At 67.0% G+C, this 11,786-nt stretch carries 11 protein-coding genes; 4 read left to right on the plus strand and 7 right to left on the minus strand.

Features of this window, described 5'->3' with window-relative positions; genetic code table 11:
- Window positions 1-32: 32 nt before the first annotated feature.
- Together AC50X7_RS03825 and AC50X7_RS03830 are read right to left on the minus strand one after the other, a co-directional pair.
- On the minus strand, window positions 33-839 hold the full coding sequence (locus AC50X7_RS03825; RefSeq protein ID WP_494977843.1) for a transglutaminase-like domain-containing protein: 807 nt from the start codon (window positions 837-839) through the stop codon (window positions 33-35).
- A 74-nt stretch (window positions 840-913) separates the two neighbouring features.
- The gene (locus AC50X7_RS03830) at window positions 914-1,717 is read right to left on the minus strand and encodes a hypothetical protein (RefSeq protein ID WP_494977844.1); all 804 of its coding nucleotides are present in this window, start codon (window positions 1,715-1,717) and stop codon (window positions 914-916) included.
- A 132-nt stretch (window positions 1,718-1,849) separates the two neighbouring features.
- On the opposite strand from AC50X7_RS03830, the gene AC50X7_RS03835 reads away from it, so the two are divergent.
- Entirely contained in the window at window positions 1,850-2,509 is a 660-nt protein-coding gene (locus tag AC50X7_RS03835; protein WP_307094649.1) for a DUF1684 domain-containing protein, read from the plus strand.
- A gap of 9 nt (window positions 2,510-2,518) precedes the next feature.
- On the opposite strand, the gene AC50X7_RS03840 is transcribed toward AC50X7_RS03835, so the two are convergent.
- From AC50X7_RS03840 to AC50X7_RS03860, 5 genes are read right to left on the minus strand one after another with little or no spacing between them, the layout of a single operon-like run.
- On the minus strand, window positions 2,519-3,691 hold the full coding sequence (locus AC50X7_RS03840) for a cysteine desulfurase family protein (protein ID WP_494977845.1): 1,173 nt from the start codon (window positions 3,689-3,691) through the stop codon (window positions 2,519-2,521).
- Window positions 3,692-3,697: 6 nt separating this feature from the next.
- A complete protein-coding gene (gene nadC, locus AC50X7_RS03845; RefSeq protein ID WP_494978237.1) occupies window positions 3,698-4,615 on the minus strand; it encodes a carboxylating nicotinate-nucleotide diphosphorylase in 918 nt (305 codons plus the stop codon).
- Between the two features lie 7 nt (window positions 4,616-4,622).
- Window positions 4,623-6,494, minus strand: a complete 1,872-nt coding sequence (gene nadB, locus AC50X7_RS03850) for an L-aspartate oxidase (RefSeq protein ID WP_494977846.1) — start codon at window positions 6,492-6,494, stop codon at window positions 4,623-4,625.
- Window positions 6,491-7,798, minus strand: a complete 1,308-nt coding sequence (nadA, locus tag AC50X7_RS03855) for a quinolinate synthase NadA (protein WP_494977847.1) — start codon at window positions 7,796-7,798, stop codon at window positions 6,491-6,493. Before nadA ends, nadB begins: the two co-directional genes overlap by 4 nt.
- Window positions 7,795-8,505, minus strand: a complete 711-nt coding sequence (locus tag AC50X7_RS03860; protein WP_494977848.1) for an NUDIX hydrolase — start codon at window positions 8,503-8,505, stop codon at window positions 7,795-7,797. Before AC50X7_RS03860 ends, nadA begins: the two co-directional genes overlap by 4 nt.
- Before the next feature lie 237 nt (window positions 8,506-8,742).
- Between AC50X7_RS03860 and AC50X7_RS03865 the strand changes: the two genes are divergently transcribed.
- The 3 genes from AC50X7_RS03865 (at window position 8,743) to AC50X7_RS03875 (ending at window position 11,750) form a co-directional block, all read left to right on the plus strand.
- Window positions 8,743-10,122, plus strand: a complete 1,380-nt coding sequence (locus AC50X7_RS03865; RefSeq protein ID WP_494977849.1) for an amino acid permease — start codon at window positions 8,743-8,745, stop codon at window positions 10,120-10,122.
- 66 nt (window positions 10,123-10,188) lie between these two features.
- Window positions 10,189-11,016 (plus strand): alpha/beta fold hydrolase, encoded by an 828-nt coding sequence (locus tag AC50X7_RS03870; protein ID WP_494977850.1) that lies wholly within the window; start codon window positions 10,189-10,191, stop codon window positions 11,014-11,016.
- An 86-nt stretch (window positions 11,017-11,102) separates the two neighbouring features.
- Entirely contained in the window at window positions 11,103-11,750 is a 648-nt protein-coding gene (locus AC50X7_RS03875; RefSeq protein ID WP_494977851.1) for a phosphoribosyltransferase, read from the plus strand.
- Window positions 11,751-11,786 lie beyond the last annotated feature (36 nt).

Consider the following 11,786-nt stretch of genomic DNA (forward strand, 5'->3'; position numbering starts at 1 on the left):
GCGCCGGAGCTTCCCGGCGCCGGCCGAGCCGCCTAGCCCAGTGCCAACAGCCGGGCGGGGTCCTCCACGGGCAGGGTGCCGTTGACAACAGCGGTGACCTGGAGCTGGTTGAGGATGAGGCTTCCGCCCACGGTGGAGAGGAAGGCCGTGTCAGCTGAGTCGCGGCCCGCCGTGATGCGCAGCATCGATTCCCGCGGGGCAAGGCCCGTGGGATCGATGACGTGCCAGGCTCCTTCCACGTAGGCCTCCGCTACGGCGTGGAAATCCATCGGGCTCAGCCCCGGGGCATAGACTGCGGCCAGCCGGGCTGGAATATCCTTGGACCTCAGCAGCGCGATGGCCAGGTGCGCAAAGTCCCGGCACACCCCACGGCGGCTGAGGAGGGTTTCCACTGCACCGTCGGTGCCCCGGGAGGAGCCGCTGAGGTAGCGCAGCTCCCCGTTCACCCAGTTCCGGACAGCGTGCAGCAAATCGCCACCGTGGACGCCCTCGAACTCCGCATAGGCCGTGGGCAGGAGCCGGTCGGATTCTGCGTAGCGGCTGGGCCGGACGTAGCGGATCCGGTCGGCGAGCTCCGCTTCCTCGGGTTCCCCTTTCCCGCCCACCGTCGCGGAGTATTCCACCGTGACCTCTGCCGGCTCGGCGAACTCCATGTAGTGGAACCTGCCTCCGTGGTGGTCCGATACCTCGGTCAGGGGTACCTGCCCTCCCCCGGCTGTCACGGCCAAGGACTCCTCAAAGGAGGAGTAGCCGCTGTTCCGGGCTACAGCGATGGCCATGGCCACCTTGGTGTTGGCTACGGTCTTGAAGACCAGTCGTGCGGAAACACTGCGTTCCATGGCTCTCCGGGGGTGTCGGCGGTGGAAGAAAAGTCGCCACTCTGACCGGCGCAGGGTGGGGGCCGGGAACGGGACTAGTTGTTGATCTCCAGAGACATTAGCATCCGCTGGACGTTGGCGAATTCAGTGCCTTCCGTGGCATAGCGGGTTGCCTGGTTCAGGGTGTCGAACGCCTTCGCGGGAGCCACCTTTTCATCCGGGGCGAAGGCCTTAACGGAGACCACATCGCCAAAGGAATAATCGCCCTTCCCCGCCGGGCCACGGACGATGTTGCGCAGCTCGCACGCCCGCCCGTCTCCGCCGCCCACTACGTTGGTGATGCCGTAGGAGCCAAAGTAGCGGTACCCCTGCACCACCCGGAAAACCACCCTCGGCGGTATTGTTCCTTCCCCGCCGGCGGCAGACAGTTCGACGGGAACGCTGCTGATGACCGTATAAGGCCGCTTCGAGGCGCCAGCGCAGGTGGCGGACGACGGCGGCAGTCCTGTCCGCAGCGCTGCGAGGAATGTCCCGTCCGGCTTTTTCACTTCGATTTTCAGCGCGCCGGGCAGGCTGCCTTCGTCCGGCGTGACGGACTGCGCGATCCAGTCCTCGGGAAGCTCGAAGCTGACAATCCTGCCGGGATCCGAGAAAGTCTTCCACGCCGCCGCCGTGGCAACAGCCTCGGGCCCGGCGGTGGGCGTCGCGCCGGCGTCCGCCGTCGCCGTCGCTGATGCCATGGCGCCCGCTGATGCAGGAGCGGTGGTTCCCGCGGCTGACGGGTCCGGCTGCGCTGTCCAGCCTGGCCCCCGGGGCTCTGCCGTGGAGCAGCCTGCAAGGAGGGCGCCCGCCACCAGCAGCGCACCGGACAGGACGGTCGGTGTTGCCTTGCCTCTCATGCAGCCAGCCTAGTGGGACGGCAGGGAGCCAGTGATGACCGGGAAGGGGTTTCCTCCGACCAAACGGCAAGCACACCGGCGCGTGTCGGCGCTGGACGTGTTCTGCGGGTCCCGGGGACTAGGCTGGGGGCTATGGAAGAGCATCGGGGCGCAGCCGAAGAAGACCGGACGGACATTTCCGCCGTCGACATCGCTGACTGGCGGCTGCGGACGTTTGCCCTGTATCACAACGTCCGCAAGCTTTCGCTCGAAAACCCGGCGGAGGCGCATTCCTACTGGCGCCATCAGCGCGACCTGATGTTCGTCACGCACCCGGCCTCGGCATTGACTGCGGCAGATAAGGCGCACTTTTCCGGGCTCAAAACGGCGGACTATGACCCCATCTACCGGTTCCATGTTCCGCTGACCCAGCAGGGCGCGGGCAGGCAAATCAGCGTAGAAACGGGTACCGACGGTGCCGTCCGCTTCGTCCGGCTGGGCACCTTTGACCTTCCGGAAGTAGGTCAGCTCGCGGTGTGGAAGCTGCAGGGGTACGGCGGCGGCATTTTTGTGCCGTTCCGGGACGCCACCGCCGGCCAGCCCGGCGGCAGCTACGGGGCTGGCCGGTATCTGCTGGACACCATCAAGGGCGCGTTCCACGGCGTCCAAGGCACCGGTCCGGACGCCACGTTTGTCCTGGACTTCAACTTTGCCTACAACCCGTCGTGCGCCTACAACGAGGCCTGGGCCTGCCCGCTGCCGGGGCCGTCCAACCGATTGGCCGTGGAGATCCCGGTGGGCGAGCTCTACTGACGGGACTGCTCAGCCCCGAGCAAGGCGCTGGGCGCCCAGGCCCCTGACCCGTCCGACGCCGTCAAGCACCGCCGCAGCCGCCGCTTCCAGGTCCGCTTGGGTCACCAATGCATCAAAACTGAACCGCACAGCAGTCTGGGCAACTTCCGGGGAAATTCCCATTGAGGTGAGCACGGGCGACGGCGCATCGGAACCCGCCGCGCAGGCTGAACCGCTGGAGCACACGACGCCCTGGCGTTCCAATTCAAGCAGCACTGATTCGCCGCTGGTTCCGGGGAAGCAGAAGGACGCCACGGAGGGCAGCCGCTCAACGGGATGCCCGGTGAGGATGGCCCCCGGAACACCGGCAAGTACAGCATTGATAAAGGTGTCCCGCATGGCTGCGACCCGCCGTCGTTTCTCCAGCTGGCCGGCTTGGGCCAGGGTGAGCGCGGTGGCAAGGCCCACGGCCCCCGCCACGTTCTCTGTTCCTGATCTCCGGCCCCGTTCCTGCCCGCCGCCATGAACCAGCGGCTCCACCCTGGTGCGGCCGCGGACGAACAACACTCCGCTGCCTTTGGGCGCCCCGAATTTATGCCCCGAAATGCTCATCGCATCAACGCCCAGAGCTCTGGTGTCCACCGGCAGCCAGCCGGCCGCCTGGACGGCATCGGTGTGGAACGGGACGCCCAGTCCGCGCGCCAGGCCGGCAAGTTCGGCGATGGGCTGCACCGTTCCCACCTCGTTGTTGGCGTACATGATGCTGGCCAGGGCGGTTTCCGGCCGAAGCACGGCCCGGAACGCTTCTGGCCTTACGCGCCCCGTCCCGTCTACAGGAACCACATCAACCGCGAAACCGTGGAAGCGCTCCAGGTAACGGGCCGACTCCTCCACCGCGGGATGCTCCACGGCGCTGATCACCACCCGGTTCAGCTGCGGATCTGCTGCCTGCCGGGCCAGGGCGATTCCCTTGACGGCGAGGTTGTCCGCTTCCGTTCCGCCGGCAGTGAAGGTCACTTCTCCGGGCCGGCAACCCAGGACGGTTGCGACCGACCGCCGGGCACCCGCGAGCCCATCAGCGGCAGCCTCGCCCACGGTGTGATGGCTCGACGGGTTGCCGAACTCACCGGTGAGGTAAGGCCACATGGCATCGAGCACCTCACGGCGGACGGGGGTGGTGGCTGCTGCGTCAAGAAAGATCATGGGGAGTCACCTGACGGTCAGTTCGACGTCGAGCCCGAGGTCCAGGGCCGCCACCGTGTGGGTGAGGGCGCCAACGGAGATGACGTCGACTCCCGTGGCTGCGATTCCAGCCACCGTCCCGAGGTTCACATTTCCGCTGGCCTCAACCCGTGCCCGCCCGGCCACCAGTGCTACACCGGCCCTCAACTCCTCGACCGTGAAGTTGTCCAGCATGATGGTGTCCACGCCGGCCGCAAGGACCGGCCCGATCTGGTCCAGGCGGTCCACTTCCACCTCGAAGTGGGTGGTGTGGCCCAGCTGTGCTTTGGCAGCGGCGAGAAGCCCGGTGAGCCGTGCGGGGTCGCCGCCGGTCATGACGGCGAGGTGGTTGTCCTTGGCCAGCACGGCGTCGGAGAGGCTGTACCGGTGGTTGGCGCCGCCGCCGCACCGCACGGCGAACCGCTCCAGGATCCGCAGCCCGGGCGTGGTCTTACGGGTATCGGTGATCCGGGCGGGGGTACCTTCGGCCAGCCGCACAAACTCTGCAGTCTTTGTGGCGATGGCGGACATCCGCTGCACCAGGTTGAGGGCCACGCGTTCTGCCAACAGGACCGACCTGGCACGTCCGCTGACCCGAGCGAGGTGCGTCCCGGCGTCGAACTTCTCCCCGTCCGCCAGCAGCAGCTCCACGTCGGTGTCCGGATCCACCAGCAGCATGGCATCCCGGAACACCGTGGCACCGCTGAGGACGCCCGGCACGCGCGCGTTCAGCACCGCGGTGGCTCGGGCTTCGCCGGGGATCAGCAGCTGGGAGGTGATGTCACCTGCGGGGGCATCTTCAGCAAAGGCACGCTCCAGGATCTCCCGCACCGGCGCCGACGGCAGCGTCAGGTCCAGGCGCGGTTCGTGGACGGTCGGTGGTTCAATCACCGGGTTCCGAGTCATGGACAGTTCAGTCATGGACAAGGCTCGCTTTCGGGCGGGTTCGGAAAGTTTTTTCATACTCGTCGGAGATGGCGGCAGCATCAGCAGGAGCGTCGCTCCGGTAGTGCGCACCCAGGGACTCCATGCGCTCCTGCGCTCCGGCCACCAGCAACTGCGCGGCAAGCAGCAGGTTGCGGTCCTCGTGCTCCCGGACGTCCCCACCGGTGGGAACACTCTCAGGACGGACGACGGCGGCCCACCGGTCAAGGGTTTCCCCCGCCGCGGAGAGCAGCACCCCATCACGAAGCACCCCGGCCTTGGCAGTCATCAGCCGCCGAAGGCCATCCCGCGAGAACGGCTCCTCCCTACCCTCCTTACCACCGACGTTGGCCAGCAGACTCTCAGCGGGAACAACTGATGCGGCCATCCCGCCTTCTAAAGCAGCAGGGAAGGTGATGGTGCCATCAGCGTTCCGGGGCAGGTGTGCGGAAGCGTGCGTCAAGGGGAGGCCGCCCGCGGCCGAGACAGCACGCGGAGCATTGCTGCCCCGGGACGCACCCCAGCCACGGTCACCGGAAAGGAAGTCCTCAACAGCGCGGCGGCCGAAAACCAGTCCCTCAAGTAAGGAGTTGCTGGCCAGCCGGTTCGCTCCTTGGACGCCGGTGCAGGCGACTTCACCTGCTGCGTAGAGACCTGGCACCGTGGTTCGGCCGTGAAGATCGGTGGTGACGCCGCCCATCCAGTAATGCGCAGCCGGTGCGACCGGAACCAGTTCGCGCGTCCAGTCGATGCCGGCGTCGAGCGTCCGCTGCGTGAGGGTGGGGAAACGCTTTGCCAGGAACCCTGGGCCCTTGATGGATTCAATCACTCGCGCATCGAGGTAGACGTGGCCGTTGGGGTCACCGAGCTTGGCAAGGTGCAGGGCAATGCTGCGGGACACGACGTCGCGCGGGGCGAGCTCCGCGTCCGGATGGTACGCCCGCATGAAGCGCTTCCCGTTGCCGTCGACGAGAATAGCTCCCTCACCACGGACGGCTTCAGAGATAAGCAACGGTGCCTGGTCAGTGCCTGGTGCCGCCGCCGGGCCTGATGGCGGGGTTACAACCAGGCAGGTGGGATGGAACTGGAAGAATTCCAGGTCAGTTGCCGCCGCTCCGGCGCGGACGGCGAGCGCAAGGCCGTCGGCGGTGGCCACCGCGGGATTGGTGGTCTGGGCGAACAGCTGGCCCGCTCCTCCTGTTGCCAGCAGGACAGCGTCCCCCTGCACCATGGCCCAGTTGCCGTCCTGAAGGAACTCCACTCCGGTAACTCTGCCGTTTTGCTGGAGGAGGGATGTTGCGTGGGCAGAAGTCCGGACCGTCAGGATCCCATCGGCTTGCCGCTTGAGCACTGACTGGATCAGCGCCGCGGCGACCTTCGCTCCGGTGGCGTCGCCGCCGGCGTGGAGGATGCGGGGCGCTGAATGGGCTGCTTCCAGTCCTAGAGCCGGGCCGCCGTCGGCCGCTGAATCGAAGCGGACGCCGAAACGCTGCAGCCCTGCGATGTCCCGGCTCGCCTCGGTGCACATCAACCGGACGGCGTCTTCATTGCAATGCCCCGCCCCGGCCCGGAGCGTATCCGCGATGTGGGCCGCCACGGTGTCACCGGGGGCAGGCCCGTCCAGCACCGCAGAAATCCCGCCCTGGGCGTACCAGGTGTTGCTTTCGCGAAGCCCGCCCTTGCTCAGGAGCACCACCTCAGCACCGGCATCCGCTGCCAGCAGGGCAGCATAGAGCCCCGCGATGCCACTGCCGACGACGATCAGCCGTGCCCGCGCCGCAGGGCTTTGGCGGGCGGACGTCCCACCGGGTCCTGGCGCTCCCCGGTCCTCAAGAGGAGCCGGGGTGGATGGCCTTGTCATGACGGCCTGGCCGCGAGCATGCGCTCAAGGGCGGTCCGGGCGTGATCCTGCACCGAGTCCGCGACGGTGATCCGGTTGACGACGCGCCCGGCAACCAGTTCTTCGAGGACCCAGGCAAGGTAGCCGGGGTGGATGCGGTACATGGTGGAGCAGGGGCAGATGACGGGGTCCAGGCAGAAAATCGTGTGCTGGGGGTACTCTGCCGCGAGCCGGTTCACCATGTTGATTTCGGTGCCGACGGCGAAAGTGGTGGGCTCCGTGGCCGCGGCGATGGCCTTCTTGATGAAGTCGGTGGAACCGGCGGAATCGGCTGCATCCACTACTTCCATGGGGCACTCGGGGTGGACGATCACCTGGACGCCGGGGAAGTCGGCGCGGGCCTTTTCGATCTGGGCTACGTTGAAGCGCTTGTGCACCGAGCAGAACCCGTGCCACAGGATGACCCTGGCCTCGAGCAGGGCCTTTTCGTCGTTGCCGCCCAGGTCCTTGCGCGGGTTCCACATGGGCATCTGCTCCAGGGGGACTCCCAGGGCTTTCGCGGTGTTGCGGCCCAGGTGCTGGTCCGGGAAGAACAGCACCCGCTGGGCCCGCTGGAACGCCCACTCGAGGACGGTCTTGGCATTGGAGGAGGTGCAGACGATGCCGCCGCGCTCACCGCAGAATGCCTTCAGGGCTGCCGAGGAGTTCATGTAGGTGACGGGCATGACGGGAACCCGGCCGTCGGCGTCGGGCTCGGTGCCGTAGATCTCCTCAAGCTGTTCCCAGCATTCGGCCACGGAGTCCGCATCCGCCATGTCCGCCATGGAGCAGCCGGCGGCAAGGTTGGGCAGGATCACAGCCTGTTCCGGCGCGGAAAGGATGTCAGCGGTTTCGGCCATGAAGTGGACGCCGCAGAACACGATGGCCTCCGCGTCCGGTCGGGTGAGGGCGGCGTTGGCCAGCTGGAAGGAGTCACCCACGAAGTCGGCGTACTGGATCACTTCATCGCGCTGGTAGAAGTGCCCCAGGATGACGGCCCTGTCCCCCAGTAGAGCCTTCGCTGCCAGGATCCGCTCACCCAGCTCCGCATCGCTGGCGAGCTTGTACTCCTCCGGCAGCTGCCCCTGGCGCGGGGTTGCCGGAGGTGCAACGTCGGCGCTGGAGGCGCCGGGGCCGTACGCGGGGATACCGGCGAGCGCCTCTGCGAGGTCGTAGTCCCACGGCCCCTTGGCCAGCGCGGGGCTGCACGTGCCGCCCTTTGCGGCCGCGCCTTTTTCGGCCTGTTCGCGTGTGATCAGCTGGATTGCTGTGTTGACGCTGCTCATGTTGTGCTCCTGTTGTCTGGGTCGAGGCCGGGCCGGCCGGTAAAGCGGTAGAGGCGGGGCGGGCGGTGTTTGCCGCCCTGGAGGTACTCGCCGGTTTCTTCGATGTCAGGGGTGGATTTGAGCTGCCGGCGGAAGTTGGCGGGGTCCAGTTGCCTGTCCAGTACGGCCTCGTAGACTTCCCGGACCTGGGCGAGAGTGAAGTACTCCCCCAGCAGGTGGTACGCCACGGAGCCGTAGGCCAGCTTGTTGCGCAGCCGCCAGAGCGCGTAGTCCACGATTGCGTTGTGGTCGAAGGCAAGTTCGCCCAGCCGGTCCGCCCGGAACCACCTGACGTTTTCCGACTCGTCCGCGAGCGCGGCTTCCGTGGGTTGAACCAGGGCCCAATAGACGATTGAGACCACCCGCTGGGTGGGTGAGCGGTGCAGCCCGCCAAAGGCATAAAGCTGCTCCAGGTAGCTGGGCGCAAGGCCCGTGGTCTCCACCAGGTTCCGCGACGCCGCATCCTGCAAGGATTCGGAGTGGCTGAGGGGGCCGCCCGGCAGTGCCCACAACCCTTTGTACGGCTCCCGGATCCGGCGGACCAGGGGTAGCCACAGCGTGGGCCGGCCCGAGCTTTCGCTGGGGCGCAGCGTGAAAATGACGGTGGAGATAGCGAGCGGGGGCGGCGCCGCCTGGCGCTCGGAGACGTTGGCAGAGCTCGAGTACACGTGTCACCGCCTTCCGGATTGTAGGACACCTGCCGCGCGCGGCTAGATATGGTCATCTTGACCAAAACTAATTCTACGGTCCAACGCCGTTCATTTAGCAAATGTTTCAGCTGGGCTCGGGCTAATCCACCGGCCCGGGGCTTGCGTCCCGACTACGCGCTGCAGCACGGAAGGCGGTAAATTCGATAGGTCCCACGAGGAGCCACCAACCACACCCCAAGAAGGTTCAGCAGCAAAATGACGATGAAGTCCACCGCAGTGCACGCACAAGGCCATCTGGGCCACACCATGAAGCCGCGCCAGCTCACCATGATGGGCCTGGGCAGCGCCATTGGCGCCGGGCTGTTCCTGGGATCCGGGGCAGGCGTGCAGGCGGCCGGCCCCGCAGTGCTCATCTCCTACCTGGTGGCAGGCACGCTGATCATCCTGGTTATGTGGGCGCTGGGCGAGATGGCCGCCGCGAACCCGAACAGCGGCGCCTTCTCCGTGTATGCCGAGCGGGCCCTGGGAAAGACAGCCGGCGCCACCATCGGCTGGCTCTGGTGGCTGCAGCTGGTAGTGGTGATCGCCGCCGAGGCACTGGGAGCTGCCGGGCTGCTGTTTACGGTGTGGCCGGTGATTCCGGTGTGGGCGCTGGCACTGGTCTTTATGGTCGTCTTCACCGCCATCAACCTCACGGGCGTCCGGAACTTCGGTGAGTTCGAATTCTGGTTCGCCATCCTCAAGGTTGCCGCGATCATCCTGTTCCTGGGGGTGGGCGCCGCCCTGCTGCTGGGGCTGCTGCCGGACGTGGCGTCCCCCGGCCTGGCCAACCTGACGGCAGATTTCGCCCCCGCCGGCCTGGGCGGCATCGCCTCCGCCCTCTTTGTGGTGATCTTCGCCTTCGGCGGCACCGAGATCGTGTCCGTGGCGGCGGCAGAGACCGAAGACCCGGAGCACAGCGTGGGCAAGGCCATCAGGACCGTTGTCTGGCGCATCCTGGTTTTCTACATCGGCTCCGTTTTTGTGATCGCCACGGTCCTGCCGGCAACCTCGGAGAGCCTGGCGTCGCCGTTTGCCGGAGTTCTGGACACGGCCCGGATCCCCGGCGCCGCAACAGCCATCACCCTGGTGGCCGTCGTCGCGCTCCTTTCCGCGTTGAACGCCAACCTCTACGGGGCCTCCCGGATGGTCTATTCCCTCGCGGAGCGGGCCGAAGCACCGCGGTTCCTCACACGGCTGAGTCGCGCCAGCGTGCCCATGCTGGCCGTCGGGGTGTCAGTGGCGTTCGGTTTCGTCGCCACGGTCCTGGAACTGCTGTTCCCGGAGCGTATCCTTCCGGCCCTGTTCCAGCTGGTGGGTTCCACCTGCCTGGTGGTGTGGGGCAGCGCGCTGGTCTCGCAGCTGATCCTGCGGCGCCGGGCAGATCGGGAGGGCACGCCGCTGCCCCTGCGGATGAAGGGCTTCCCGGCCCTGACCATTGTGGGGCTCGTCCTGCTGGGCCTGATCTTCGCGGTGGGCTTCAGCGCCGAGAGCAGCCGCATCCAGCTCTTCAGCACCATCGGCCTGATCGCGGGGATTGCGGTGGCCTGCGCCGTGGCCGCCCGGTTCACCACCAGGACCCGGCAGGTAGAGTAGTCCCGATGTACGAGGTTCCGAAGCGCCCGGTCCGCCCGGGTGCCGTAGTTGATGAGGACTGACACCATGAGCGGCAGGCACACCGGCGAGCAGCACTTGCACACAGTAGAGGGAACAGATCCCCAGTTGTACGTAGGGGTGCATGATCCCGCCGTGGATGCCGGGCTCCGGCCCGTCCTCCTGCTGCACGGCTTCTCGTCCTCCAGCAAGCTCAACTGGGAAGACACCGGCTGGGTGGCGGCGCTGCTAGACGCCGGCCGCCGCCTCATCACGGTGGACCTGCCAGGACACGGCCGAAGCGGAGCACCTGAGGACCGGGATTCCTACTCCCCCAGCAGAATCCGGGCGGACCTGCTCCAGGTAGCGTTCGACGCCGGCGTGCGGCCCGTGCAGGACGGCGACCCCTCCAGCGGGCTGGACATAGTCGGTTACTCCCTTGGTTCCCGGCTCGCCTGGGAGTTCGGAGCCACGCAGCCGGAAATCGTGCACCGGTTGGTGCTGGGCGGGCCGAACGTCGCGGACCCGCTTGCGGCCTTCGACCTCGTCGCTGCCCAGGATTACCTCGCCGACGGGACCCCGATCGCTGATGAGTCCACTGCCCGGCTGCTGAAAATGGCGCTGCTGCTGCCCAGCAACAACATCTTTGCGCTCCTCTCCCTGGTCGAAGCGATTAAAGCCGAGCCCTACGACCCGGCCGAGGCCGTTCCCCATGCGCCGATGCTCCTGGTGGCCGGTGACAAGGACGAACGCGCTGCCAGCCTGCCGCAGCTGGCTGACTTGGCGGCTAAGGCCGGGGGGATAGTTGAACAGGTGATGCTGCCGGGCCGGAACCACACCAACGCAATCACCAGCCGGGCCTTTAAACAGGCAGCCATCACTTTCCTCTCGGTCTAACAAATACCGGTCCGCCTGCCCGCTGTCTCCTGCCGCCCTTTTCCCGGCGGTAGGCTGAAGGAAGGGCTGGTAGCCGGGAGGGAAACATGCTGACGCGCTTTGAAGACCGTACTGAGGCCGGTGAGAGGCTGGCCGCGGTACTCGCTCAGTTCCGTGAGCGGCCCGGCACAGTAGTCCTTGGCCTTGCCCGGGGCGGCATCCCGGTAGCGGCTTCGGCCGCCAAGGCCCTCTATCTCCCGCTGGGAGCTGTCCTGGTGCGAAAGCTCGGCATTCCGGGGCACCAGGAAACTGCCTACGGCGCCGTGGCATGGGCCCGCGGCCGAACGGTCCGCCTGCTCAACAAGCCGCTGATGGACCGGGTACTGGAGCACGGAGTGCGCCAGGAGCTGCTGGACGAGGTGGAGCACCGCGAACGCGCCGAACTGCTGCGCCGCGTCAATTTATATCCGGGAATAGACCACGACCTGTCGGGCAAGACTGTCCTGCTGGTCGACGACGGCCTGGCCACCGGCGCCACCATGCGCGCCGCCGTCGAAGCCGTCCGCGAGGGTGGCGCGACAACGATAGTGGCCGCCGCCCCTGTCGGTTCCATCGAAGCGGAAGCCTCCGTGGAGCGGGTGTGCGACGCCGTTCTGTGCCTGCATCTGCCGGGAAAGTTCCGGGCCGTGGGCAGCTTCTACCGCCACTTTGAACAGCTTACGGACGATGACGCCATCAGTTTCCTGAAGCAGTAACAGCGTCCCCTGGTTTGATTGGTACCGCCGGTACGG

Source organism: Pseudarthrobacter sp. Hb11, from assembly GCF_059383655.1.

What these genes read in the sequence shown, in the direction of transcription:
- nadB (WP_494977846.1), bottom strand. Translation starts at nt 6,494, where the DNA reads ATGACAAGGCCATCCACCCCGGCTCCTCTTGAGGACCGGGGAGCGCCA.
- AC50X7_RS03835 (WP_307094649.1), top strand. Translation starts at nt 1,850, where the DNA reads ATGGAAGAGCATCGGGGCGCAGCCGAAGAAGACCGGACGGACATTTCC.
- AC50X7_RS03825 (WP_494977843.1), bottom strand. Translation starts at nt 839, where the DNA reads ATGGAACGCAGTGTTTCCGCACGACTGGTCTTCAAGACCGTAGCCAAC.
- AC50X7_RS03830 (WP_494977844.1), bottom strand. Translation starts at nt 1,717, where the DNA reads ATGAGAGGCAAGGCAACACCGACCGTCCTGTCCGGTGCGCTGCTGGTG.
- nadC (WP_494978237.1), bottom strand. Translation starts at nt 4,615, where the DNA reads ATGACTCGGAACCCGGTGATTGAACCACCGACCGTCCACGAACCGCGC.
- AC50X7_RS03865 (WP_494977849.1), top strand. Translation starts at nt 8,743, where the DNA reads ATGACGATGAAGTCCACCGCAGTGCACGCACAAGGCCATCTGGGCCAC.
- AC50X7_RS03870 (WP_494977850.1), top strand. Translation starts at nt 10,189, where the DNA reads ATGAGCGGCAGGCACACCGGCGAGCAGCACTTGCACACAGTAGAGGGA.
- AC50X7_RS03840 (WP_494977845.1), bottom strand. Translation starts at nt 3,691, where the DNA reads ATGATCTTTCTTGACGCAGCAGCCACCACCCCCGTCCGCCGTGAGGTG.
- AC50X7_RS03875 (WP_494977851.1), top strand. Translation starts at nt 11,103, where the DNA reads ATGCTGACGCGCTTTGAAGACCGTACTGAGGCCGGTGAGAGGCTGGCC.
- nadA (WP_494977847.1), bottom strand. Translation starts at nt 7,798, where the DNA reads ATGAGCAGCGTCAACACAGCAATCCAGCTGATCACACGCGAACAGGCC.